General features: G+C 67.4%; 27 protein-coding genes. 21 read left to right on the forward strand and 6 right to left on the reverse strand.

Translation table 11 applies throughout. The features are described from left to right. Nucleotides 1-60 precede the first annotated feature (60 nt). Both pncA and OCQ_RS11455 read left to right on the forward strand, forming a co-directional pair. Nucleotides 61-621 (forward strand): pyrazinamidase PncA, encoded by a 561-nt coding sequence (pncA, locus tag OCQ_RS11450; RefSeq protein ID WP_158020468.1) that lies wholly within the window; start codon nucleotides 61-63, stop codon nucleotides 619-621. Further along, nucleotides 621-1,421, forward strand: coding sequence for a nuclear transport factor 2 family protein (locus tag OCQ_RS11455; RefSeq protein WP_009956375.1), 801 nt, complete (start codon nucleotides 621-623; stop codon nucleotides 1,419-1,421). The genes pncA and OCQ_RS11455 overlap by 1 nt, the downstream gene beginning before the upstream one ends. An 11-nt stretch (nucleotides 1,422-1,432) precedes the next feature. On the opposite strand, the gene OCQ_RS11460 is transcribed toward OCQ_RS11455, so the two are convergent. After that, the gene (locus tag OCQ_RS11460) at nucleotides 1,433-1,783 is read right to left on the reverse strand and encodes a DoxX family protein (protein WP_009956374.1); all 351 of its coding nucleotides are present in this window, start codon (nucleotides 1,781-1,783) and stop codon (nucleotides 1,433-1,435) included. 165 nt (nucleotides 1,784-1,948) lie between these two features. Between OCQ_RS11460 and OCQ_RS11465 the strand changes: the two genes are divergently transcribed. The 6 genes from OCQ_RS11465 (at nucleotide 1,949) to OCQ_RS11490 (ending at nucleotide 8,160) form a co-directional block, all read left to right on the forward strand. Further along, on the forward strand, nucleotides 1,949-2,920 hold the full coding sequence (locus OCQ_RS11465) for a sigma-70 family RNA polymerase sigma factor (RefSeq protein ID WP_014384649.1): 972 nt from the start codon (nucleotides 1,949-1,951) through the stop codon (nucleotides 2,918-2,920). A gap of 12 nt (nucleotides 2,921-2,932) precedes the next feature. Next, nucleotides 2,933-4,258 carry an ABC transporter substrate-binding protein gene (locus OCQ_RS11470; protein ID WP_009956372.1) on the forward strand — a complete coding sequence of 442 codons (1,326 nt, stop codon included), beginning with the start codon at nucleotides 2,933-2,935 and terminating at the stop codon, nucleotides 4,256-4,258. Continuing rightward, on the forward strand, nucleotides 4,255-5,226 hold the full coding sequence (locus OCQ_RS11475; RefSeq protein ID WP_009956371.1) for a carbohydrate ABC transporter permease: 972 nt from the start codon (nucleotides 4,255-4,257) through the stop codon (nucleotides 5,224-5,226). The genes OCQ_RS11470 and OCQ_RS11475 overlap by 4 nt, the downstream gene beginning before the upstream one ends. A 34-nt stretch (nucleotides 5,227-5,260) precedes the next feature. Continuing rightward, nucleotides 5,261-6,055 (forward strand): carbohydrate ABC transporter permease, encoded by a 795-nt coding sequence (locus OCQ_RS11480; protein WP_014384650.1) that lies wholly within the window; start codon nucleotides 5,261-5,263, stop codon nucleotides 6,053-6,055. A gap of 2 nt (nucleotides 6,056-6,057) precedes the next feature. Then, nucleotides 6,058-7,128: an ABC transporter ATP-binding protein gene (locus OCQ_RS11485; protein ID WP_008256437.1), complete on the forward strand. Its 1,071-nt coding sequence runs from the start codon at nucleotides 6,058-6,060 to the stop codon at nucleotides 7,126-7,128. A 66-nt stretch (nucleotides 7,129-7,194) separates the two neighbouring features. Beyond that, a complete protein-coding gene (locus OCQ_RS11490) occupies nucleotides 7,195-8,160 on the forward strand; it encodes a patatin-like phospholipase family protein (protein ID WP_009956368.1) in 966 nt (321 codons plus the stop codon). A gap of 21 nt (nucleotides 8,161-8,181) precedes the next feature. On the opposite strand, the gene OCQ_RS11495 is transcribed toward OCQ_RS11490, so the two are convergent. After that, nucleotides 8,182-8,469 carry a DUF3349 domain-containing protein gene (locus tag OCQ_RS11495; protein ID WP_009956367.1) on the reverse strand — a complete coding sequence of 96 codons (288 nt, stop codon included), beginning with the start codon at nucleotides 8,467-8,469 and terminating at the stop codon, nucleotides 8,182-8,184. 223 nt (nucleotides 8,470-8,692) lie between these two features. Here OCQ_RS11495 and OCQ_RS11500 point away from each other — a divergent pair, with 223 nt between their 5' ends. The 10 genes from OCQ_RS11500 (at nucleotide 8,693) to OCQ_RS11545 (ending at nucleotide 17,816) form a co-directional block, all read left to right on the forward strand. Next, nucleotides 8,693-9,526 (forward strand): DUF3097 family protein, encoded by an 834-nt coding sequence (locus OCQ_RS11500; protein ID WP_014382497.1) that lies wholly within the window; start codon nucleotides 8,693-8,695, stop codon nucleotides 9,524-9,526. Between the two features lie 85 nt (nucleotides 9,527-9,611). Next, the gene (gene efeU / locus OCQ_RS11505) at nucleotides 9,612-11,180 is read left to right on the forward strand and encodes an iron uptake transporter permease EfeU (protein WP_014384653.1); all 1,569 of its coding nucleotides are present in this window, start codon (nucleotides 9,612-9,614) and stop codon (nucleotides 11,178-11,180) included. A 164-nt stretch (nucleotides 11,181-11,344) separates the two neighbouring features. Further along, nucleotides 11,345-12,427 (forward strand): iron uptake system protein EfeO, encoded by a 1,083-nt coding sequence (gene efeO / locus OCQ_RS11510; protein WP_014382499.1) that lies wholly within the window; start codon nucleotides 11,345-11,347, stop codon nucleotides 12,425-12,427. 2 nt (nucleotides 12,428-12,429) lie between these two features. Further along, complete coding sequence (gene efeB / locus OCQ_RS11515) at nucleotides 12,430-13,746, forward strand: iron uptake transporter deferrochelatase/peroxidase subunit (RefSeq protein WP_014384654.1); 1,317 nt, start codon at nucleotides 12,430-12,432, stop codon at nucleotides 13,744-13,746. A 163-nt stretch (nucleotides 13,747-13,909) separates the two neighbouring features. After that, nucleotides 13,910-14,434 carry an OsmC family protein gene (locus OCQ_RS11520; RefSeq protein WP_014384655.1) on the forward strand — a complete coding sequence of 175 codons (525 nt, stop codon included), beginning with the start codon at nucleotides 13,910-13,912 and terminating at the stop codon, nucleotides 14,432-14,434. A 24-nt stretch (nucleotides 14,435-14,458) separates the two neighbouring features. Then, nucleotides 14,459-14,944: a cyanase gene (gene cynS, locus OCQ_RS11525; protein WP_014380078.1), complete on the forward strand. Its 486-nt coding sequence runs from the start codon at nucleotides 14,459-14,461 to the stop codon at nucleotides 14,942-14,944. After that, on the forward strand, nucleotides 14,941-16,008 hold the full coding sequence (locus OCQ_RS11530; protein ID WP_014384656.1) for an acyl-CoA dehydrogenase family protein: 1,068 nt from the start codon (nucleotides 14,941-14,943) through the stop codon (nucleotides 16,006-16,008). The genes cynS and OCQ_RS11530 overlap by 4 nt, the downstream gene beginning before the upstream one ends. Nucleotides 16,009-16,018: 10 nt before the next feature. Then, on the forward strand, nucleotides 16,019-16,639 hold the full coding sequence (locus OCQ_RS11535; protein WP_014384657.1) for an RNA polymerase sigma factor: 621 nt from the start codon (nucleotides 16,019-16,021) through the stop codon (nucleotides 16,637-16,639). Then, a complete protein-coding gene (locus tag OCQ_RS11540; RefSeq protein WP_008256475.1) occupies nucleotides 16,636-16,905 on the forward strand; it encodes a hypothetical protein in 270 nt (89 codons plus the stop codon). The genes OCQ_RS11535 and OCQ_RS11540 overlap by 4 nt, the downstream gene beginning before the upstream one ends. After that, a complete protein-coding gene (locus OCQ_RS11545) occupies nucleotides 16,902-17,816 on the forward strand; it encodes a formate/nitrite transporter family protein (RefSeq protein WP_014382505.1) in 915 nt (304 codons plus the stop codon). The genes OCQ_RS11540 and OCQ_RS11545 overlap by 4 nt, the downstream gene beginning before the upstream one ends. 12 nt (nucleotides 17,817-17,828) lie before the next feature. Here the strand turns inward: OCQ_RS11545 and OCQ_RS11550 are convergent, their stop codons facing one another. Further along, nucleotides 17,829-19,136: an acyltransferase family protein gene (locus OCQ_RS11550; protein WP_014384658.1), complete on the reverse strand. Its 1,308-nt coding sequence runs from the start codon at nucleotides 19,134-19,136 to the stop codon at nucleotides 17,829-17,831. 96 nt (nucleotides 19,137-19,232) lie between these two features. Between OCQ_RS11550 and OCQ_RS11555 the strand changes: the two genes are divergently transcribed. Further along, the gene (locus OCQ_RS11555) at nucleotides 19,233-20,204 is read left to right on the forward strand and encodes an aldo/keto reductase (RefSeq protein WP_014384659.1); all 972 of its coding nucleotides are present in this window, start codon (nucleotides 19,233-19,235) and stop codon (nucleotides 20,202-20,204) included. Beyond that, nucleotides 20,204-21,181, forward strand: a complete 978-nt coding sequence (locus tag OCQ_RS11560) for an NAD-dependent epimerase/dehydratase family protein (protein WP_014384660.1) — start codon at nucleotides 20,204-20,206, stop codon at nucleotides 21,179-21,181. The genes OCQ_RS11555 and OCQ_RS11560 overlap by 1 nt, the downstream gene beginning before the upstream one ends. Here OCQ_RS11560 and OCQ_RS11565 read toward each other — a convergent pair. The 3 genes from OCQ_RS11565 to OCQ_RS11575 all read right to left on the reverse strand — a co-directional run bounded on the left by OCQ_RS11565 (nucleotide 21,178) and on the right by OCQ_RS11575 (nucleotide 23,672). Beyond that, nucleotides 21,178-22,278, reverse strand: coding sequence for an NAD-dependent epimerase/dehydratase family protein (locus OCQ_RS11565; protein WP_008256485.1), 1,101 nt, complete (start codon nucleotides 22,276-22,278; stop codon nucleotides 21,178-21,180). The genes OCQ_RS11560 and OCQ_RS11565 overlap by 4 nt on opposite strands. Before the next feature lie 6 nt (nucleotides 22,279-22,284). Then, entirely contained in the window at nucleotides 22,285-22,803 is a 519-nt protein-coding gene (locus tag OCQ_RS11570; protein WP_008256487.1) for a nuclear transport factor 2 family protein, read from the reverse strand. 62 nt (nucleotides 22,804-22,865) lie between these two features. Then, nucleotides 22,866-23,672 carry an acyl-CoA thioesterase gene (locus tag OCQ_RS11575; RefSeq protein ID WP_014384661.1) on the reverse strand — a complete coding sequence of 269 codons (807 nt, stop codon included), beginning with the start codon at nucleotides 23,670-23,672 and terminating at the stop codon, nucleotides 22,866-22,868. Between the two features lie 125 nt (nucleotides 23,673-23,797). Here OCQ_RS11575 and OCQ_RS11580 point away from each other — a divergent pair, with 125 nt between their 5' ends. Continuing rightward, entirely contained in the window at nucleotides 23,798-24,187 is a 390-nt protein-coding gene (locus OCQ_RS11580; RefSeq protein WP_014384662.1) for a DUF1801 domain-containing protein, read from the forward strand. Nucleotides 24,188-24,240 lie beyond the last annotated feature (53 nt).

The following is a 24,240-nucleotide window of genomic DNA, read 5'->3' on the forward strand; positions in this document are numbered from 1 at the left end:
CGTGACGCCGATTTGCGCAGCTAGGGCGGCGCTCTGGCCCGGCGGGATAGTGTGGAGCCCGTGCGAGCGTTGATCATCGTCGACGTGCAAAACGATTTCTGCGAGGGCGGCGCCGTGCCGGTGGCCGGCGGCGCCGCGGTGGCGCCCGCCATCAACGCCTACCTGTCTAGCGCGCCGGGCTATCGCCACGTGGTGGCCACCCAGGACTTCCACATCGACCCGGGCGGGCATTTCTCCGACCGGCCGGACTATTCCTCGACCTGGCCGCCGCACTGCGTCGCCGGAAGCGCGGGCGCGGAATTTCGGCCCGACTTGGACACCGCGCGCATCGATGCCGTCTTTCGCAAAGGCGCGTACTCCGCGGGGTACAGCGGGTTCGAAGGTGCCGACGAGAACGGGACCCCCCTCCTGGAGTGGTTGCGGCAGCGCGGCATTGACGACGTCGACGTGGCCGGCATCGCCACCGACCATTGCGTCCGGCGGACCGCCGAGGACGCGGCGCGGGCGGGCCTGAAGACCCGGGTGCTCGTCGACCTGACCGCGGCCACCACAGCGGATGCGGCCGCCCAGGCGCTGGCGGAATTGGAATCCGTCGGCGTCGAATTGGTGGGGGGATCGTAATGGTGGTGCCGCTGGACCGGGAACGTCTACTCGCGGCGGTGGAGCGCTCACCGCAGGCGGCCGCCGCGCACGATCGGGCCGGATGGGTGGGGCTGTTCACCGGCGACGGCCGCGTCGAGGATCCGGTGGGCTCGCGGCCCCACGTGGGGCATGAACAGATCGGCCGTTTCTACGACACGTTCATCGGCCCGCGTGACATCAAATTCCACCGCGATCTCGACATCGTCGTCGGCACGACGGTCTTGCGCGATCTCGAGCTCGAGGTCGCCATGGGCCCCGCCGTGACCATGTACATCCCCGCATTCCTGCGCTACGACCTCCGAGAAGCCAACGGCGAGTGGCTGATCGGCGAACTACGGGCGTATTGGGAACTGCCCGCCATGATGGCGCAGTTCCTGCGCACCGGACCGGGCGCGGTGAGCCCGGCGCTGCACCTGTCCAAAGGCCTGCTGACCAATCAGGGATGGCGGGGGAGCGCGGGATTCATGGCCGGATTCCGTCGGGCGGGGGCGCGCCACCAACGGCTGGTGCGGACTTTCCTCGCCGCCGCCGCGCGAGGAGACGCATTCGCTGCGGCACGTGCGCTATCATCAACGGCCGCAATAACTTTGGGTGATCGCGATCCGCTCGAGCTGGCCGAATTGGTGGAACAACTGGACGGGGCCGGCGCGACCAAGACCAAGAGCGCCGGCCCGACGGTCGCGGTCTCCATCAACTCGGACCACGGGCGCGCCATCATGTTCGCCGATGTGACGCGGCGCGGCGACGCGATCGAGCGGATCCGGTACTTTCCCTGCTGATCCGACGATGTTCAGCGGGCGAGCATCAGCGCCAGCGACGTTGCGGACAGGCACAAGTAGGCCCCGGGGAACGCGATGTTGTACAGGACCCGCGCCTTCACATGCGTCAACACCGCGCCGACGAAGAACAGGACCAGGCCTGCGGCGGCGGCGATGCCCAGTTCGCGTGCGCCCAGCAGCCCGACCACGATCCCGGCGGCTCCGGCCAGCTTCACGGCGCCCAACGCCGGTAACCACGAACGCGGCACCCCGACTTGGGCGGAGTTCGCCAGCACGAATCGAGCCGGAACGAGATCGGCGATGGCGATCGCGGCGGTGACGGCCGCGGTCGACAGGGTGACCACGACAAGTGCGGTGTTCATGTGGATCAATCCCTTGTCGCGCAGCGAGTTCCGCGGCGAATTGTCTGGTTACTGAGCGCGCCGCGGCGCACAATCGGTAGGGTCATGGTGTTGGTCTCCTTCGCAACAGGAAGTCCAGTGGATGCGGTCATCTCCTTGACGATTCCCGTGCAGAAAAGGTGACCCATGGGCGCAACAACGGATTTGGTGGCTCTCGCGGAGCGTTTCGACGCGGATCGGCGGCACCTGCGATCGGTCGCGTTCCAGCTGCTGGGTTCGGTGGCCGACGCGGACGACGCGGTGCAGTCGGCGTGGCTGAAGGCCAGCCGCGCGGACTTTCGGGCCGTCGACAACCTCTCCGGTTGGTTCACGACGATCACCGCGCGCGAGGCGCTGGACCAGCTGCGGGCGCGCAAGCGCCGCGCCGAGCAACCCCTCGCCGAACCCGACGAGCTGGACCGGCTGGCCGAGGCGGCGTCGGCGCCTGCCGACGAGGACGCGCTGCTGGCGGAGTCGGTGAGCAGCGCCCTGCTCGTCGTGCTCGACCGCCTCTCACCGGCACAGCGCGTCGCTTTCGTGCTGCACGACGTGTTCGCCATGTCGTTCGAGACGATCGCCGAGTTGTTGCATCGGTCGCCGGACGCGGCGAAGAAACTCGCCAGCCGGGCCCGCGGCCGGCTGCAGGCCGCCCCGGCCGCCCAGCCCCGCAGCACGGCCGGTCACCTCGAGGTGGTGGAGGCGTTCCTGGCGGCCTCCCGCGGTGGCGACATCGCCAGCCTGCTCGAGCTGCTCGCACCCGACGTCGTGCGCACGGTTGACCGCTCCCTGGTCCCCGCGGACGTGCCCACCACGGTGCGCGGCGCCCGGCAGGTCGCCGAGGAGACCCGCCGCTTCGCCCGGCGGGCGCGCGCCGGCGCTGTCATGCTCATCGACGGGGCACCGGGCATCGTGATCGCCACCCATGGGCGCGCTCAGGTCCTGCTGGTGATCGGCATCGGAGCCGACGACCGCATCCACACGATCGACATCACCGGCGATGCCGAGCGCATCCGCCGGGCGGCGCTTAGGCTGCCGGCCAGGCCGATCCAGGAACATCACAAGCTCGTCGGGTACCAAGGACGTCAGATACAACCGGCCAGCGGCCGGGAACGGGGCTAGACCGGGAGAGCCATGCTCGACAAGCCGTTCGGACGGCGCAGCCTGCTGCGGGGCGCCGGCGCGCTGTCCGCCGTCGCGCTGGCACCGTGGTCCGCCGGCTGCGCTCCCGACGACGACGCGCTGACCTTCTTCTTCGCGGCCAATCCGGACGAGCGTGAGGCGAGGATGCGCATCATCGACGAGTTCGCGCGCCGCCATCCCGACATCAAGGTGCGTGCGGTGCTGTCCGGGCCGGGCGTCATGCAACAGCTTTCGACGTTCTGTGTCGGCGGCAAATGCCCCGACGTGCTGATGACGTGGGAACTGTCCTACGCCGAACTCGCCGACCGCGGTGTGCTGCTGGATCTGAATCCTCTGTTGGCGCGGGACAAAGCGTTCGCCCAGCAGCTCAAGGCGGACAGCATCCCGGCGCTGTATGAGACGTTTGCGTTCAACGGAAGCCAGTTCGCCCTTCCCGAACAATGGTCGGGAAACTACCTGTTCTACAACAAGCGGCTGTTCGCCGACGCTGGGGTGCCCGCCCCGCCCACCACGTGGCAACGGCCTTGGGATTTCAGCGGATTCCTGGACACCGCCCGCGCGCTGACCAAGCGCGACACCTCCGGGCGGGCGGCGCAGTATGGCTTCGTCAACACCTGGGTGTCGACCTACTCGGCGGGACTGTTCGCGATGAACAACGGCGTCCCCTGGTCCAACCCGCGGCTGAATCCGACCCACCTCAATTTCGATGATGCCGCCTTCCAGGAGGCGGTGCAGTTCTACGCCGACCTGGCCAACGAACACCGGGTCGCGCCCAATGCATCGGAGACGCAGTCGATGTCCACCCCCAACCTGTTCGCGGTGGGGCGGGCGGCGATCGCGCTGGGCGGGCACTGGCGCTACCAGACCTACCTTCGCGCCGAGGACCTCGATTTCGATGTCGCGCCGTTGCCGGTCGGCCCGGCGCTCGCCAACGGGCGTGCGGCGTGTTCGGACATCGGCGCCACCGGGCTGGGCATCTCGTCGACCAGTCCACGCAAGGAGCAGGCCTGGGAGTTCGTGAAATTCGCGACGGGTCCGGTCGGCCAGGCGCTGATCGGTGAATCCTGCCTGTTCGTTCCCGTGCTGCGGTCGGCGCTCAATTCGGAAGGATTCGCCAACGCCCATCGGCGGATCGGCAATCTCAGCGTGCTCACCGAGGGCCCGGCGTATTCGCAGGGTCTGCCGATCACCCCGGCCTGGGAGAAGGTGAACGCGTTGATCGACCGCAACTTTGGCCCCGTCCTGCGCGGACGCCAACCGGCGACGTCCTTGGCCGGCCTGTCCCGCTCCGTCGACGAAGTGCTGCGCAGCCCATGACCGCGATTCATTCGGGTGGCGCGGCCGCCGCCCCTGCGCCGAAGGCGGGCGCAACGGCCCCGGAAAACCCGAGCCCATGGCGCCGCCACGCGTGGGCGGGCCGGCTGTTCGTCGCTCCCAACTTGGTGGCCGTCGCCGTGTTCATGCTCTTTCCGCTGGGCTTCTCGCTGTACATGAGCTTTCAGCGGTGGGACGTGTTCACACCGCCGAAATTCGTGGGGCTGAAGAACTTCGGGGAGCTGTTCACCGCGGATCCGCTGTTCCTGATCGCGATCCGCAACACGGTGATCTTCACCCTGGGGACGGTGGTGCCCACGGTCGTCATCAGTTTGGTTGTCGCAGGTGTGCTGAACCAGAAGGCCAGGGGCATCGGCATTTTCCGCACCATTGTCTTCCTCCCATTGGCCATCTCGTCGGTGGTCATGGCGGTGGTGTGGCAGTTCGTTTTCAACACCGACAACGGCTTGCTGAACATCATGCTCGGCTGGGTGGGGCTCGGCCCCGTCCCATGGTTGGTCGAGCCCCACTGGGCCATGGTCTCGCTGTGCATCGTCAGCGTGTGGCGCAGTGTACCGTTCGCCGCCGTCGTCTTGTTGGCCGCGATGCAGGGCGTCCCGGGGACGGTGTACGAGGCGGCCAAAATCGACGGAGCAAGCGAGATAAGGCAATTCGTCTCGATCACGGTGCCGTTGATCCGGGGATCGATCTCTTTTGTGGTCATCATCTCGGTGATCCACGCCTTTCAGGCGTTCGACATGGTCTACGTCCTCACCGGCGCCAACGGCGGACCGGAATCGGCGACCTACGTCCTGGGCATCATGCTGTTCCAGCACGCGTTTTCGTTCCTCGAGTTCGGATACGCGTCCGCGCTGGCGTGGGTGATGTTCGCCGTCCTGCTGGTGCTGACCGTGGTGCAGTTGAAAGTGAGCCATCGACGTTCTTTGGAGACTTCGCGTGGGCTTAAGTGAGGGGGTCATCAGGCGCACCGCCTTGCGCGGCGGCATGGTCTATGCCGCGCTGCTCGGCATCGCCTGGTGCGCGCTGTTCCCGATCGCGTGGGCGGTGTCGGGCTCGCTGAAAACCGAGGGCGAGGTCAGCGAGCCCACCCTGCTGCCGGCGCACCCGCGGTGGTCCAACTACACCGAAGTGTTCGCGCTGCTGCCGTTCGGGCGGATGTTCTTCAACACCGTGCTGTACGCGGGGTGCGTCACCGCGGGGCATGTGTTCTTTTGCTCGCTGGCCGGATATGCGTTCGCGCGACTGGATTTCCGTGGCCGCGACGCCCTGTTTGTGGTGTATTTGGGGACGTTGATGGTGCCGTTGACGGTGACGGTGATCCCGCAGTTCCTCGTCATGCGGACCCTGGGATGGGTCGACACTCCGTGGGCGATGATCGTGCCGGGCTTCTTCGGTAGCGCGTTCGGCACGTACCTGATGCGGCAATTCTTCCGGACCCTACCGACCGATCTGGAGGAGGCGGCGATACTCGACGGTTGTTCGCCATGGCAGGTCTATTGGCGCATCCTGCTGCCCCACGCCCGGCCGGCGGTCATGGTGCTCGCGGTCCTCACCTGGGTCAACGTCTGGAACGATTTTCTCTGGCCGTTGTTGATGATTCAGCGCAACAGCCTGGCCACGCTGACGCTGGGGCTGGTCCGGATGAAGGGTGAATACGTTGCCCGGTGGCCGGTCCTGATGGCAACCTCGATACTCATCATGCTGCCGTTGGTCGTCATCTACGCGTTCGCGCAACGCTCGTTTGTCCGCGGCATCGCGGTCACCGGGATGGGTGGCTGATCGTGGCCTCGGTGAGCTTCGAGCAGGCGACGCGGCGCTATCCCGGAGCGGATCGCCCGGCGCTGGACAACCTGGATCTCGTTGTCGGCGACGGCGAGTTCGTCGTTCTGGTGGGGCCATCCGGATGCGGCAAGACCACCTCGCTGCGGATGGTGGCCGGGCTGGAAACCGTGGACTCCGGACGCATCCGGATCGGTGACCGGGACGTCACCCGTGTCGATCCCAAGAACCGCGACGTCGCGATGGTCTTTCAGAACTATGCGCTCTACCCGCACATGACGGTGGCCGAAAACATGGGCTTTGCCATGAAGATCGCCAAAACCCCGAAGGCGCAGATCCGTGAACGGGTGTTGGACGCGGCGAAATTGCTTGACCTGCAACCGTATCTCGATCGCAAACCGAAGGACCTGTCCGGCGGCCAGCGTCAGCGAGTGGCGATGGGGCGCGCGATCGTGCGCCGGCCGCAGGTGTTCCTGATGGACGAACCGCTGTCCAATCTCGATGCGAAACTGCGGGTGCAGACCCGCAACCAGATCGCCGCATTGCAACGGCGGCTGGGTACGACCACCGTCTACGTCACCCACGATCAGGTCGAGGCGATGACCATGGGTGACCGCGTCGCCGTGCTGCGCGACGGCGTGCTGCAGCAGTTCGCCCCGCCCCGGGAGCTCTACCGAAACCCGGCCAACGTCTTTGTGGCGGGTTTCATCGGGTCGCCGGCAATGAATTTGTTCACCCTGCCGCTTGTGGATTCCGCCGTGTCGCTTGGTGATTGGCCCGTCGCGGTGCCGCGGGAGATCGCCGGTGCCGCGGGGGAGGTCGTCGTCGGGGTCCGTCCCGAACACTTCGAGGTGGGCGGCCTCGGTGTCGAAATGGAGGTCGACGTGGTGGAAGAACTGGGTGCGGACGCCTACCTGTACGGGCGAATCACCGGCTCCGGCAAGGTAATCGATGCGCCGATCGTGGCGCGCGCCGACGGACGCAATCCACCGGCAAGGGGCAGCAGGGTGCGCCTGCACCCGGAGCCGGGACACGTGCATTTCTTCGGCGTGGATGGTCGCCGACTGTGTTGATCGTGCTCGCGGTTTTCGGCGTGCCGCGCCGGGACAGCCCCGCCCGGTCCGGCTAGGCTGGTGGCAGTGAGTGACGTGCGTGCCGACCTGGTGTGCGAAGGCGGCGGTGTCCGGGGGATCGGACTGGTGGGAGCGGTGGACGCGCTCGACCAGGCCGGGTACCGGTTTCCCCGGGTCGCGGGAAGCAGCGCGGGCGCGATCGTCGCCTCGCTGGTGGCCGCCCTGCAGGTCGCCGGTGAGCCGATCAGCCGGTTGGCCGACATCATGCGCTCCATCGATTACCGGAAGTTCCTCGACCGCAACCTGATCGGGCGGGTTCCACTGATCGGCGGCGCCCTGTCCCTGCTGACGTCGGACGGTGTGTATCGGGGGGCCTATCTCGAGCAGCTGCTCGCCGGGCTGCTCGGTGATCTGGGCGTGCGGACGTTCGGCGACCTGCGCACCGGCGAACAGCCCGAACAGTTCGCGTGGTCCCTGGTGGTGACGGCCAGCGACCTGTCACGGCGCCGGCTGGTGCGAATCCCCTGGGACCTCAGCACGTATGGCATCGACCCCGATGACTTTTCGGTCGCGCGGGCGGTGCACGCGTCGTCGGCCATCCCGTACGTGTTCGAACCGGTTCGGGTCGCCGGCGCCACATGGGTGGACGGTGGATTGCTGTCGGACTTTCCGGTGCAGTTGTTTGACCGGCCGGATGGCCAACCACGTTGGCCCACATTCGGAATCCGGCTGTCGGCACGTCCCGGCATCCCGCCCACGCATCCCGTCCACGGCCCGGTGTCGTTGGGGCTCGCCGCGATAGAGACGCTGGTGAGTAACCAGGACAACGCCTACATCGACGATCCCTGCACCGTCCGGCGCACCGTCTTCGTGGCCGCCGACGAAGTCAGCCCGATCGACTTCGACATCACCGTGCAGCAGCGTGAGGCCCTCTACCAACGAGGATTGCAAGCGGGCCAACAGTTTCTGCAGACCTGGAACTACGCAGACTATCTCGCCGCGTGCGGCGGCCCGGTGCCTAAATCAACATGAGGGCGCTGAATTCGGACGTGGCTACCCGCGCGAGCATCGCATCACATGAACGCGACGCTGGACACGCTCGACGTCCTCGGGTGTCGGCAGCTGGTTGGTGATCCGGGTGATCTCCACCCCGATGTCGATCGGGTTGGTCGGCCAGACGCGACGCGCGATGAGATCGCTTGCGATGGCGCTGATGTCGTGGCCGCAGAGTCGTCGGCGCGTCAGGGCCACCAACGGCACGTGACCGGGGGCCGGCATGCCGGTGGGGTAGCCGGCCCGCACAAACGCGACAATGCTTGTCACCCAATGCGACAAGTCCATACGTCCACCTCGCTAACCGCCGCAAGTTGCGCATGAGCGGCAGTGCTTGCCTTAGCTAGCAACGTACCATCGCCGACGCGATCAGCCAGGTAACGCCACACAGTTAAACGCGGGTTTTTGCGGCGTGCCCCGCTGGTGCGCCGAGAGTGATCTTGCCGACTATCGCCACACCCCCGGGCGCGCCGTAACACTGTTTGGTCGCAAGGCTTTCTAGGATTGCCGCGTGGTGGATCGTTATGGGACCGATGTGTTGGCCGCGGGGCGACGCAAGCCGCGCTCGACCGAACACCCGGCCGACCTGGGCCTGGTTGTCGAGGACGTCGAATCCGGCTACGTGGGCGCGGTGGTGCGCGTCGAATACGGTCGGGTGGATCTGGAAGACCGGCGAGGTCATGTGCGCGGCTTTCCTTTGGGCCCTGGGTATTTGCTCGAAGGCCGGCCCGTCATCCTCACCGCGCCGCGACGGGCGGCGCCCGCCGCCGCGACCAGGACGGCGTCGGGTTCGGTCGCGGTGCCCGGTGCCCGGGCACGGGTCGCCCGCGCCAGCCGAATCTATGTCGAGGGCCGTCACGACGCCGAACTCATCGCGCAGGTGTGGGGCGAGGACTTGAAGATCGAAGGTGTCGTCGTCGAGCAACTCGGCGGCGTCGACGATTTGGTGGACATCGTCGCCGAGTTCGCTCCCGGGCCGGGGCGCCGTCTCGGAGTGCTCGTCGACCACCTTGTCACCGGCTCCAAGGAAGCCCGCATCGCCGACGCGGTGCGGCGGGGCCCGGGTGGCGCCGACACCCTCGTCGTCGGTCACCCGTACGTCGACATCTGGCAGGCCGTGAAGCCGCAGCGGCTGGGGCTGGCCGCCTGGCCGGACGTGCCGCGGCAGGTGGACTGGAAACACGGCGCGTGCCAGGCGCTGCGCCTGCCGCACGCCGATCAGGCCGACATCGCCCGGGCGTGGCGGCATATCCGTTCGCGGGTACGCGACTGGAACGATCTGGAGCCGGCGCTGATCAGCCGGGTCGAGGAACTCATCGACTTCGTGACGCATCCGGCCCGCTGACCTCGGCGCCCGAACGGCCAGGCCGCCAGGGGCCTTTCGGGTCGGCTACGCTAAGCCGCAGATCGGCGGGACAGAAACAGGGCGCATGCAGGGCGTATTCGGCGTATTTGTAGGCACGTTCCTCATCGGCCTCCGCGAAGGCCTCGAGGCTTCGCTCATCGTGAGCATCGTCGCCGCCTTCCTCAAGCGCAACGGCCAGACGATCCGGCCGATGTTCGCCGGCGTGGCGGTGGCCGTGGTGCTCAGCGTCGCGGTGGGTGTCGGCCTCGACCTGTTCGCCGCGAGCCTGCCGCAGGTCCAGCAAGAGATGATGGAAACCGTCATCAACGCCATCGCCGTGGTGTTCGTGACGTCGATGATCATCTGGATGAACGGCAACGCCGCGCAGCTCAAGGGCGAACTCGAGCGCGACGCCGGGCGGGCGGTCCATCGTGGCGGCGCGCTGGCGCTGGCCGCGATGGCGTTTCTCGCCGTCCTCAAGGAGGGCTTCGAGACGTCGGTGTTCCTGCTGGCCGCCGCCGAGACGTCGCACGGCAACCGGTGGTTCGCCCTGCTCGGCGGCGCCGCGGGCATCGCGACGGCGATCGGGCTCGGCGTGGGCCTGTACTTCGGTGGCGTGCGACTCAACCTCGGCCGATTCTTCCGGGTGACCGGGGTGTTCTTGGTGCTGATCGCCGCCGGGCTGGTGGTGGGCGGCCTGCGCACCGCACACGAGGCGGGCTGGGTAAGCATCGGCCAGCAGCAGGTGCTCGACCTGTCCGGGTGGATACCGAGCAATTCCGTCCTGGGCGCGGTGACCGCCGGCGTATTCGGCATCCCCGCCGACCCGCGCCTGATCGAGGTGCTGGGCTGGCTGCTGTATACCGTGCCAGTGCTCATCGTGTTCCTGTGGCCCGCCGGCGTCGCCGCCGCCCCGCGAGCCCGGAGCCGGCTGCTGGCGACCGCCTCGACGCTGCTGCTCGTCGCGGCGGCGGGGCTGGCGATCATGGCGCCCGCCGGTGGCTCGTCGCCGAACGCGCGGCCGCGCACCGTCACCGACCGTTCGGGCCACACCGCCGCGGTGTCGATGGGGACCGGGCCGCACGGACGCGAGCTGACCGTGGCCCCCGCGGGCGCCGCGACCGTCCACAGCGTCGTGCTCGTCCCGGCGGACCACCAAACCGTGGACGGCGTGCCCGTACAGGTATGGCAGGCTTCCGAGGCCGCCGGTGCCGACGGTGCGCCGGACGTCACGCTGGATCAGTTGCTGAGCATGACGGGGGGTCGGCTGCCCGTCGGTCTCGGGGTCGGCCGCACTCCAGGGCCGTTTCAGGGTCAATGGTCGACGACCACGGTGTACACCGTGCTCGCCCGGGGTGATGTCGTGGTAAGTGCGCAAGCGACGAGCAACCGCACGGCGATCTTGACCGGCGGCGGGCTGACCGGCGCCAAGACCGTCAGTCTGGGCGGGCTGGCGACCGACTGGTCCACGTCCTGCGCCGAAGACCACTCGACCGCGGCCGAGATCGCCACCAGCGGACGCAATCGCGCGGACCGGCAGCTCTGGAATGTCTGGCTTCCGTTGGCGCTCGGCGGTTTCGCCCTGCTCTGCGGTCTCGGCGCTATAGCCTCGATGCGGCGCCGGCACGCCGGCAACACGAGAGGGAACGATTGATGGTGAAGCGTACCGCGAGGCACCACATCTTTGAGATGCGTTTGGCAGCAATGGCTTTGGTAGCCGGCATACTGTCGGCTACGACCGGCTGCAGCCACCCGGGCACTAACTCGGGCCCCGCGGCGCAACCGAGGCCGGGTGGCACCAGCGCCGTCAAGGTCACCATGACCAACGACGCCGGCAAGGACGGCTGCGCGCTGGACACCGCCACCGTGCCCGCCGGCCCGGTGACCTTCACGGTGGCCAACGCGAACGCCCCCGGGATCAACGAAGTCGAGTTGCTCAGGGACCAGCGGATTATCGGCGAGAAGGAGAACCTTGCGCCGGGCCTGGACCCGGTGTCGTTCACCGTCACACTGGACGGCGGCGCCTACCAGCTCTATTGCCCGGGGGCGAGCACCGAATACCAGACCCTGACGGTGACGGGTACCGCGCCGGCGACGCCGACGGGCACCGTGGCCAGCATCCTCAGCCAGGGCACCAAGGACTACGCGGCCTACGTCGTCAATCAGATCGCCCAACTCAACGACGGCGTGAAGGTCCTCGACGCCGCGGTGCAGTCGGGCAACCTCGACGCCGCGAAGACGTCCTACGCCAAAGCCCGGTTGTTCTGGGAGCGTTCGGAGTCCACCGTCGAGGGCTTCGTGCTGCCAGGCTATGCGGTCGGTGACAATGCCGGCAGCCTCGACTATCTGATCGACATGCGCGAGTCCACCCCGGTCGACGCCAAGGTCGGGTGGAGGGGTTTCCACGCCATCGAGCGTGACCTGTGGCAGGGCGGGGCGATCACCCCCGCAACGAAGGCGTTCAGCACCGAATTGGTCGGCAACGTCGGCAAATTGAACGGCATCATCACCACCCTGACGTATAAACCCGAGGACTTGGCCAACGGCGCCAGCGACCTGATCGAAGAGATCCAGAACACCAAGATCACCGGCGAGGAAGAGGCGTTCAGTCACATTGACCTGCTGGACTTTTCGGGCAACGTCGAAGGCGCCCAGCAGGCGTACGCGTCGCTGCGCCCGGGCCTGGACAGGATCGACGCCAATCTCGTCAAGCAGATCGATCAGCAGTTTCGCAACGTGCTCGCCACGCTCGACGGGTACCGCGACCCCACCGCCCTGGGCGGCTACCGGACCTACACCCCCGCGCTGAAGGCCAGCGATGCGCCCAAGCTGACCGCGGTCATCCAGCCGCTCCATCAGAGCCTGTCCACCGTCGCCCAAAAAGTCGTCGCGGGCGGCTGATCGTGACCGACGACAGCACCGGTTTGGCCGACGACGGCCCGGACGGCATTGGGGCACAGCCGGACTCGGCAGCGGTGTCGCGCCGGCGCGCGCTCGGCGGCGCCATGCTGGCCGGGCTCGGCGGCGCGGCCCTCGGTGCCGTCGGGGGAGGCCTCGCCGGGCATGCGATGGCGGCCGGACAGCGCGGCGATGACGACGACACCGTCGACCTGCGTCGCAGTTACCCGTTCTACGGGCAGACGCACCAGGGCGGAATCGACACCCCGCCACAGCGTTACGCCATGTTCATGTCGTTCTCCCTGGCCGCCGGCGCCGGCCGCGCCGAGCTGCAAACCCTGTTGGCGCGATGGTCGGCCGCGGCCGCGATCCTGCAGCAGGGGAAGCCGGTCGGTACCGTGCAGCCGCAGGTCGATGTGCAGCCGCCCGCCGACACTGGGGAGGCTTACGGGCTGAGCCCGGCCAGCCTGACCGTCACCATCGGCCTGGGCCCGGCACTGTTCGGTGACCGCTTCGGACTGGCCGCGCGACGCCCCACCAAATTCACCGACCTGCCACCGCTCAACGGGGACAACCTCGATCCCCGCCTGCACGGCGGCGACCTGTCCGTGCAGGCGTGCGCCGACGACCCCCAGGTCTGCTACCACGCCGTGCGCAACTTGGCCCGGCTCGGACGCAACATCGTCTCCCCGTTCTGGGCGGTGCTGGGATTCGGCCGCGCCTCAGCAGGGCCGGGCCAGCACACGCCGCGAAACCTGTTGGGATTCAGAGACGGAACCCGCAATGTCGCCACCGACGCCGAATACCACAAATTCGTCTGGGTCGATAACAGCGACCAGCCCTGGATGAACGGCGGGACCTACCAGGTCGTCCGCAAGATCCGAATGCTGCTCGAAACATGGGACGTCGACCGGATCGGCAACCAGCAGAGGATCTTCGGCCGAACCAAGGACGAAGGCGCACCGCTGAGCGGCAAGGCCGAATTCGATACACCCGACTTCACCGCCAAGGGCGCCGACGGCAACCCGCTCATCGATCCGATGTCCCACGTCGGCCTGGCCGCCCGCGAAAACAACGACGGCATCATGATCCGCCGGCGGTCCTACAACTACACGGACGGTCTGGACGCCAACGGCCAACTCAACGCCGGTCTGCTGTTCATCTCCTACCAAAACGATCCGCAAGATTTTATCCGCCTCCAGAACCGCCTGGGCGCCCACGACCTACTCAACGAATACATCCGCCACATCGGATCAGCTATCTTCGCGGTTCCTCCCGCGCCCGCTGAAGGCCACTACATCGGGCAAAGCCTGTTCCGCTGAGCAAACTTCGCCGCGCCGTGACGGCCGCTGAGCGCCGCCGCGTTTCACCCATGTGACGTTTCGTGGCGCGCGGGTAAATCAATCCCACCCGCCGTCACGCATCGGTGCCCGCCAAACACTAATTCCGTGAAACCGCACAATCAGCGAGAAACGGAGAACACCCATGACCGACGCGCTCGTCATCGACGCCGAAGGCCTCGACCGGCTGTCGTGTAACGCCAAGGCCAACCCCGAGACCGGCAAGAAAACGCTCAAGGCCAAGACGGTGTGTGAGACCGGATTTCGCAACATGACCTACGTCCGCGACCTGGCGCCGATGCTGGTGGGGGAGCCGCCCGCGCTGCTCGGTGACGACTCGGCACCCAACCCCTCCGAAACCGCCCTGGCCGCGCTGGGCTCGTGCGTGTCCGTGGGGCTGTTGGCCAACGCCACACATCGTGGCGTGACCCTCACCAAAATCGAGGTCGAGATGGAAGGCGACATCGACATCTCCGCGGTGTGGGGCGTGGGGGACACCCCCGAACGAAAGCGCCTCGGGTTCAGCGCGGTCCGTTGCACGGTGAGCCTCGCCGGCGACGCCGACGAAGCCACGCTCAAGGAGATCCACGACAACGCCATCGCGTGGTCGCCGGTCGTGAACACGTTTCGCAACCCGGTGAGCCTCGAATCGACGCTGCGCGCCGGATAAGCATCGCAACCTCAAACCAGAACCATGGCAAAAACATTGACCAAATCCGACCTTGCCGAGACGATCAGGCTCGCCCGCGTCAAGCACGGACTGAGCTGGGCGAAAATCGCCGAAACCATCGGCAAGGACCCGGCATGGACCGTCGCCGCGCTGCTCGGGCAGCATCCGCTCTCGGCCGGCGACGCCCGGGCGGTGGCATCGCTCCTCGGCCTCGACGAGGAGGCGGTGGCCGTTCTGCAAATGATGCCGCACCGGGGATCCGATGCGACCATAGCGAAAGATCCGACGATCTACCGGTTCCACGAGGCGCTGGCGGTCTACGGTCCGGCGATCAAAGAACTCATCCATGAAGAATTCGGGGACGGCATCATGAGCGCGATCAACTTTCAGCTCAGCGTGCAGCGCCGTCCGCACCCCCAGGGCGACAGAGTCGTCGTCACATTCGACGGCAAGTTCCTCGATTACGCGTGGCAACACTCCGCCGAGCAGGCGCAGGAGGTGGCGAAATGACGGCGACCCTGGATCCCGCGGCCGGCCGGCTGGATGTCGGCCTGTTGGAAGACATTCGGGCCCACGCCGCGGCATTGGACGGCGGCGAGCACCGGTCCCGTCGCAGCTTCACGGCGCTGGGGGAGGCCGGTCTGCTCGGCATCGGCGCCCCGGCCAACGCCGACGGCCGGCTCCCGGCGATGGCCGAGGTGATCCGGTTGATCTCGGGGACGTGCATGAGCACAGGCTTTTCGCTGTGGGCCCATCGCATGGCGGTCGAGTATTTGCTGACGGCCGCAACACCGTTCGGCGCGGCCGCCGCCGACCGGCTGCTTTCGGGAACCGTGCTGGGAGTCACCGGCATGGCCGCGGCCTTCAAAGAGGCCGCGGGCTGTGGCAGCGTGGAGTTGACCGCCACACCGGTAGCCGGCGGCTACCGGGTGTCCGGCCCGATCAGGTGGGCCAGCAACCTCTACCCCGACTCGACCATGGTGACGGCGGTGCGCACCGATGCCGGCGAGAGATTGATCGTCGCGATGACGTTGGACACACCCGGGGTGCTCCTGGGTGAGCACTTCGAGCTGTTGGCCATGGGGAGCACGGCCTCGTCGTATCTGAACCTGGACGGCGCTCACGTGCCCGACGGCCAGGTGCTGTCGCGCGATTTCGAAGGCTTTTTGCACGCGGTCCGCCCGACTTTCCTTGTGCTGCAGTCGGCGATGTGTCTGGGGCTGGCCAGGGCGGCAATCGACCACGCCAGGCTGGGGCTCGGCGGTGTCAACGCGGTGTTCGGCACCGACGTCGACCGCGTCTGCGAAAGGCTCACCGACGCCGAGGCGACGTTGGCCCACTTGGCCGCCGCGGTGGGCGGCCCCCGGTCGCCGGTCAAGAAGGAGCTGCTGTCGCTGAGGCTCACCGCGGCCGAATTATCCAGCGCCAGCACTGATTTGGAGATGCGAACCGCTGGTGGGAAGGGATATGCGAGCCGGACCTCGGTGAGTCGCCGCTACCGGGAGGCCGCGTTCATCCCCGTCCAGTCGCCGTCCGAGGGCCAGCTGCGCTGGGAGTTGGCCCGATGCGCCTGAGCATGGACCGATGGTGACCCCGGTGGCGGTGCCGCCCGAGGGCACCCGATCACAACGGCTGGTCGGCGGGGTTCCGCTGGCCAGCCTGGTGCGCGACTACCACCGCCCCATGGTGAATTTCGCCCGGACCATGGTGGATTCGCCGGCCGTCGCCGAAGAAGCCGTGCAGGAGGCGTGGGTGCAGGTGCTGCAATCGCCGGATTCGTTCCAGGGGCGCTCGTCGGTGAGCACCTGGCTGTTCGGGATTGTCAAGCACACCGCGTCGCGCCACCGGCGCCGGGAATCGCGGATCCGTCATCACGAGATGCTGGCGACCGCGGATGCTGACCCCCTATCGGGCCGCATGCACCCCGACGGCCACCCCGATGCCGGACACTGGCGCGAGCCGCCGTCGCGGCGCTTTCTGCCGGAAGATCACACGGTCCAAAGCGAACTCGTCGGGTACGTCCGTGCGGCGCTGGACGCCTTGCCCGAGCGGCAACGGCAACTGGTCATCCTGCGCGACATCGTCGGCGCCCCCGCCGACGAGGCGGCCGAGCTCCTCGATCTGACCTCCGAGGCGCAGCGGGCGCTGCTGTACCGCGCCCGCGGAAATCTCCGAAACGAACTGGAAAAGCGGTATCAACGATGACCGTTCACGACAACACCGTCCCCGCCATCGATTGCGTCGACTTCGTCCGCCTGGTTGACGACCTCGTCGACTCCGACCCGCGGCAATGGGGACCGATCGTGGCCAAGCACCTCGACGAATGCCCCCCGTGCCTGGTCTACCTGCAACAGATGCTCGACCTCAAGATCCTGCTCAGCCACGTCTTCGACGGCGAGCGCCTCACCGAGGACCACGTCTCTGGAGTCCTCCACGCGATCAACACCTTACGGAAAGGCGAACACGGATGACCATCAACGCTCCAGCGCAGCCGCTGCCGAGCTCGGCAACGGCGGGCACGGTCACCGCGTTGCCCACCGGCGTCGTCACCACTGACCGCGCCCCCGAGGATCCCTTCGAGCCGCTGACGGTGGGAGCGATGGTGGATCGGGTAGCGGCCATGGCAGTGGAAAAAGCCGCGCATCCGTGGGCCTTTTTGATGCGCTCCCTGGTCGGTGGCGTGATGGTGGCGTTCGGGGCACTGCTGGCCCTGGTGGTCAGTACCGGCGTCAAGACGCCCGGGGTGGCGAGCCTGTTGATGGGCCTGGCGTTCGGCATGTCCTTCGTCCTCATCCTGGTGTCGGGCATGTCGCTGATCACCGCGGACATGGCCGCCGGTTTCCTCGCCGTGCTCAAACGCACACTCAGCGTCGGTAACTACGCCCTCCTGGTGACCGTCGGACTCGTCGGAAACATCGCCGGCGCACTGATATTCGTCACCATTTGCGCCGCGGCCGGCGGTCCCTACCTGGGCGCCTTTGCCGAGCGCGCCGCGACCGTCGGCACCCTCAAGGCGGGCCAGCCCTTCTGGACCGCGCTCCTGCTCGCCGTCGTCTGCACGTGGTTCCTGCAGACCTCGATGTGCATGTTCTTCAAGGCCCGCAGCGACGTCGCGAGGATGACGTTCGCGTTCTATGGCCCGTTCGCATTCGTGATCGGCGGCACCCAGCACGTGATTGCCAATGTCGGATTCCTCGGTCTTCCGTTGTTGCTCAACCTCTTCCATCCGACCGCGCCCCGCGGCGCGATCGGCTGGGGGTTCGGCGCGCACGGCTTGCTCACCAACATCGGCATCACCACCGTCGGCAACCTCATCGGGGGTACGGTTTTCGTGGCGCTGCCGTTCTGGATCATCGCGCGGCTGCAGCACCGCCAAATCTGATTGCCGGCGTCGTCATGTAGCGTTCGTGCGCCGGGCCGTGGGGCGCAACGCCGCGAAGAGCGCCCCGGCGGCGAAGACCACCGCGATCACCCACGGAAACCGCCCGTCTGGGGCGAAGCCCTTGGCGGCGACCACGGCCAGGGCGTAGGCGGTCATCGCGGCGCCGGTGAGCATCACGGGCTCGGCCCGGCGCTCGCTGAGCGGGACACCGAGCAGTGGCAGGGGAGCGGCGAAAACCCTTCGCGCCCACCATAACAGCGCGATCTCGGCTGCCGTCACGACGCTGAGGATGGCCACCCATTCCAGCCGGGCCAGCCACCAGGCGGCACTTCCTTCCGGGGGTTGCGGCAAGAGTCCGGCCGGATACCCGACGATCGCCACGATCACGACGGGAATCATGTGCCACAGATAGAGGGCCATGATGTTGTTGTTGGCGATGGACAGAGCCCGCTCGACGCGGGCCGCGCGCAGCGCGCGGTTGAGCATGGGCGCGAGCGCCATGACGATGCCCGTTTGCGCGCCACCAAAGCCCATCAGCGCCACGGTAGGCGGTGTCGTGTTGTCGATGGTCTGGCCGGGAACGCCGATCATGCTGACCGGATAGACTCGCAGCCAGATCAACCCCGCCAGCCCCGCCGCCGAGGCACCGGCCAGCAACCAGGGCCTGCGGCCCGTCAATAGCCCACCGCGCCAGGCGATTCCGAGCTGATACAGGGCTCCCCAGCCCAACAGGTAGTTCAGCCAGTCGAGGTAGTGCACGTGAGTGCTGAGCCTGGCGGCATCGACGACCGCGACCCCCAACACGAGCGCCGCGGGCGCCCGAAGGCCCCAACGGCGGTGTGCGGCAATCCCAACCGGCGTCAGCGACACCACCACCAGATACACCGCCAGGAACCAGAGGTGCATCGCCACCGCCCAGCCGGCGTACTCGAGCACCGAACCCGCGACACCGCACGCGCCCAGCACAACCACCGCCACCGACACCAACGCGGTGTACGCCGCGGTCGGCCCGAGCACCCGGGCCAGCCGGTGTTGTAACCAGGTCTGGCGCGAGACTCCGCCGGTGTCGCGCCGATGCGTCCACGACACCGCGCCGGCGTAACCCGCCACCAAAAAGAACGTCGGAACCGCTTGGAAGGGCCAGGTCAGCCACTGGGTCCAGGGCATGTCGACGAGCGGGTTCTGCCGGCCGAACTGTCCGTCGTGGTAGGTCACCGACCCGGCCAGCCAGTGTCCCAGCACGATCAGCACCACTCCGGATACGCGGTAATAGTCAACCGCCAGATCGCGGGCCGGGCGCGGGCTGATTGCGCCGCCCATCAGATCGGGGGAAGCTCGACGCGGGACACAGCGCCACGGTACCGTCCAGCGCTCAGCGAGGCCTCGCTGAACCACGTCAAGAAGAGGAGAAGGGCCATGAAACAGGCTCAACTCGGTGAGCTGCGGGTCGGGCGCCTGGGACTGGGCGCGATGGGAATGTCGGTCGCCTATGCCGGCGCCGGAAGCGACGACGCCGAATCGATCCGCACCGTCCATCGCGCCATCGACCTGGGTGTCACCCTGATCGACACCGCCGAGGTTTACGGCCCTTACGTCAACGAGGAACTTCTGGCGCGTGCCCTGCGGGGCCGTCGCGATCAGGTGGTGGTGGCAACCAAGTTCGGTCTCATCTCGCATACCGGCCGTGACGGGCTCGACAGCAGCCCCGCCAATATCCGCCTGGCCGTGGACGGTTCGCTGCGGCGGCTGGAAACCGATTACATCGATCTGTACTACCAGCATCGCCTCGACCGACAGACCCCGATCGAAGAAACGATGTCCGCGCTGGCCGAGCTGGTTTCCGAAGGGAAGATCCGGCACATCGGCCTTTCCGAAGTCGGCGTCGACACCATCCGCCGCGCGCACGCGGTGCATCCCGTCACGGCCGTCCAATCGGAGTATTCGCTGTGGACGCGCGACCAAGAACCGGCGATCTTGCCGTTGCTGCGCGAGCTGGGAATCGGTTTCGTCGCCTACTCACCGCTGGGCCGCGGCTTCCTCACCGGTACGGTCCGCTCCACCGAGGAGCTCCCCGACAGCGACTACCGCAAGACCAATCCGCGGTTCTTCGACGAGAACTTCCAGCACAACCTGCGATGCGCGGACGAAGTGCGCGAGATCGGCGCTGACGTCGGCGCCACGGCGGCCCAGGTCGCATTGGCGTGGCTGCTCGCGAAAGGGCCCGACATCGTGCCCATCCCGGGCACCAAACGGGTCACCCGCCTGGAAGAAAACGTCGGGGCCGACGCGCTAGAGCTGACCCCGGACCAACTGGCGCGGCTCGACCGCCTCACCCCACCCGTGGGAGGGCATCACGCGCAGGCGCAAATGGCATGGATAGACCGCTAGTGGCCGACAAGAAGCTGGTGATCGGCGCGAGCGGGTTTCTGGGATCACATGTCACACGGCAACTGGTGGCGGCGGGTGAAGACGTGCGAGTCATGGTGCGCCACACCAGCTCCACCGCGGGCATCGACGATCTCGACGTCGAGCGCTGCTACGGCGACGTGTTCGACGACGCCGCGCTGCGCGCCGCGATGGCGGGCTGCGACGTCGTCTACTACTGCGTCGTCGACGCCAGAATGTGGCTGCGTGATCCGGCGCCGCTGTTCCGCACCAATGTCGAGGGCCTGCGCCATGTTCTGGACGCGGCCCTGGGCGCCGACCTGAAGAGATTCGTATACACCAGCACCACAGGCTCTTTGGCGATCAGCGACGGCAAGCCGGTCACCGAGGAGGACCCGCACAACTGGGATCAGGGCGGCGCCTACATCGAAGCGCGGGTGGCCGGCGAAGACCTGCTGCTGTCGTACGCGCGGGACAAGGGCCTGCCGGGCGTGGCGATGTGCATCTCCACCACCTACGGGCCGGGCGACTGGGCGCCGACCCCGCACGGTGCGCTGCTCGCCCGGGTCGCCAAGGGCCGTTTTCCGTTCTATTTCGACTACTCGTCCGAAGTGGTGGGCATCGAAGACGCCGCCCGGGCAATGCTTCTCGCCGCCGAGCACGCGCGCGACGGCGAACGCTACATCGTGTCCGACAGGTACATGAGCATCCGGGAGCTGCATGAGATCGCCGCCACCGCCGTCGGAAGGCGATCGCCGCGCATCGGCATCCCGATGTCGGTGCTGCGGGCCGGGGCGCGGGTGAACGACGCGGCGGCTTGGCTGCTGGGCCGCGACCTGCCGTTCGCCTACGCGGGAATCCGGATGGCCGAACTGATGTCGCCGCTGGACCACTCCAAGGCCACCCGCGAACTGGGATGGACGCCCGAACCCGTCGAGGACTCGATCCGTAAGGCCGCCGTCTGGTTTGCGTCGCGCTAGTCGACGCTGGCCAATGCCGCCGTGCCGTACTTCTTTTCGATCAATCCCCAGGGGTCGGCGTAGGGGCCGCGCCCTTCCAGCCGGCGCTGCACCACGAAGACGGCGCGCAGAATCGGCCGCAATAGCGGGCCAAGCAGCCGCAGCACGTTGCGCACAGGGCCCTGCGAGTCGGCGAGCCAGGCCACCGTCTGCTGCCAGTCGTGCTCTTGAAACTCGAGCAGCGCCTGCGCTTCGGTGGTGTCGTACCAGCCGGTGAAACTCCAGCCGCGATCGTCGCCCGGGTCGCCGGGCAGGCCGGCCGAGGGGCCGAGCGGGCCCAGCCCCGCCGCGGTCATGAGGTCGTCTTGCAGCCGGTGCTGCAGCATCACATACGTCTCGTTGCCGCCGATGAGCAACACCTTGCCGGAGATGGCCGTTTCGCGGTCGACGCCGTTGGCGAACGCCAGTGCCACGTCGCGCGCATCCACCGCGTGAATGCGGTTATCGCTCGGCATCGACCGCATCAGGACGAGGTAGTCACCGTTGATGCCGGCCTGGGTGTCCGGCGAGATGACACCCGCAAGCCGGTAGAGCGCGTAGGGCAGGCCACTGGCACGGATCGCCGCCTCGGCAAGCACCTTGTCCTGGCCGTATTGATCGATGGGATTCACCGGGGTATCCGGGGTGATCCGCTCGGGCTGGCGGAAGGGATTCCGCGATCCGTACACCGCTGCGCTGGACGCCATGAGGAACAGCGGTGGGCGCGGGAGCGTGGCGCAGGCGGCCAAGAGATTCTCGGTGCCGCCGACATTGACGCGCCGGGCCAATGCGGGGTTGCGATACGACGGCGGGGAGACGATGGCGGCCAGGTGGACGACGGCCCCGGGACGGTGGGCGGCGACCAGATCGCGCACCGCGTCGGCGTCCAATAAATCGGTGTAGGCGGGGATCAGCGTCCCGGATTGGCCCGCGGCGGCCAGTTCTTTCTCGACGGCCACGGTGTTGTCGTTGCGCAGATCCATCGCAACGACGGTGTGCCCCCGGTCGAGCAGGAGCTGCGTGCAGCGCCTACCGACTTGTCCGAATGCGCCCGTGACCAGAACGGTGTCGACAGCCACGACGCGTCACCGATCCATCAGCCGGCCGGCGATCTTGGCGATCGCCGTGCGGATTCGGGGGGACACGTAAATCGAGAATAACGGGGTCACGATGTCCTCGCGGAGCCGAGTTAGCTTGGAGCTCTTGATAAGCCAGCGACCCGCGACGTTTTCATAGGTTTCGTGGTAATGGCCGTAGCCGACCAAGGTTGCCCCGGGCCCGAACCGAACGACGTCTTGCAGCGCCCATATCCCACGCGCCGTCGTTGCCGACGTGAGCTCGATTTCGGGGGTGTGCACCTGGTGCGCGGTGGCCTGGGTGGGTCGGCCCAGGGCCTGGCGGGTGAAGGCGACGAAGTCGTCGGCGCCGGCGATCACCTTGCCGCCCGCTTCGGAGGTGTCACTGACGAAGTCGTCGGCGAAGATCGTTCGCCAGGCCGCCCAATCCTTGGTGTCCAGGTAGCGGCAGTAGCGCGCTTTGAGCTGCTTGATGGACTCGATCGCCGGCAAGCCGTCGGTGACCAGGTTTTCCGCGCGCTCTGTCATTGCGGCTCGATTCTGCTCGTAAGGGCCCCGGCGTGACGTTTCACTGGCGAAGTGTAAACCTGTCAGCCCTTGAAGTAGACGATCTGATGTGTGGTGGCCAGCAGTCCGCCCGCCCGGGTCCACACCTGCGCGCTCTGATCGAAATAGCCGTTTGCGAAGCGGTTGGCGTGGGCGGTGGCCAGCACGAAGTCGTCTCCGACGGCCTCGAGTTGCTGCTGATCGGCGTGAAAGTACGTGGTCAGTGAGATCGTTCCGGACGGGAGGAAGCCGCCGTGACGCAGGAACACCCGCGGGTAGAAGATGTCGCACAGCGCCGCGAGCGCCGCGTAGTCGACCGGGCGGCGCGCGCGGTCGCGCACCCACAGCGTGGTGGTCGAAGAGGGGCTGGGGTCCCCGCCTTTGCCGGGCATCGCCCCCTCGACGTAGCGCGTGTCGTAGAGGCCGGTCCATCGCACGAGGCCCGGATCGACGGCGGACAACTGCTCCGGGGCGGGCGCGCTCGGCGGGTGCGCTTCCGTGTCGGCCCAGCTCTCGCGCCGGATCGCGAAGATCGCGGTCGCCGTGGTCTTGACCACCCCATCCTGGCTGAGCTCGACAATCCAATGCTGGTTGGTGCGGTTGGTGCGCGCGGCCCGAAGCGCGATGTCGAAGTCGCCGTCGGCGATCGGTGCGGCGAAGTTGACGGTCAGGGCGAGCGGCTCGCCGATGCGGTCGGGCTGCCCTTCGACGGCGGCCAGCATGACGGCGGCCGTGATCCCGCCGAATGGCCCGACCATGTTGGCCCACTCCGCGTGCGTGCGACCGCGTCGGACGTCCGCGCTGACGGTGTCGAGGCGGACGGCTTCGTCGAAGGGATGTGTGTCGGTCATGTTGGTCGACGGCAGACTACTTGCGGTCGAACTCGCCGCTGGACACGGGGTCGTTGCACCCGACCGGCGAATCACCTCCCCTGATACGGTCCGGCGAGCGACAGCCTGAACGAAAGCGAACCGCGATGACCAACTCCAAGCACGAAGCCGCAGCCAAATCTCCCGCCGAGTTGATCGATGCCAGGATCGAGGAACTGGGGGATTGGCGCGGCGAGACGCTCGCCCGGATCCGGCAACTGATCAAGGAGGCCGTCCCCGACGTAATTGAAGAGTGGAAGTGGCGTGGCGTTCCGGTGTGGTATCACGACGGGATGATCTGCACTGGCGAGACGTACAAGAACGTCGTGAAGATGACGTTTGCGAAGGGGGCGTCGCTGCAGGATCCCGCGGGTCTGTTCAATTCGAGCCTCGACGGCAACACCAGACGCGCAATCGATTTCCACGAGGGCGACACGATCGACGAGAACGCGTTGACGGCGCTCATTCGGGCCGCGGTCGACCTGAACAGGTCGTAGGGCGCCACCTGTACAGCGCCGTCGCCGTTGCTGTACAGTCGCCCAGCACAAGG

This window comes from Mycobacterium paraintracellulare (assembly GCF_000276825.1).
GTDB classification, from domain to species: Bacteria; Actinomycetota; Actinomycetes; order Mycobacteriales; family Mycobacteriaceae; genus Mycobacterium; species Mycobacterium intracellulare.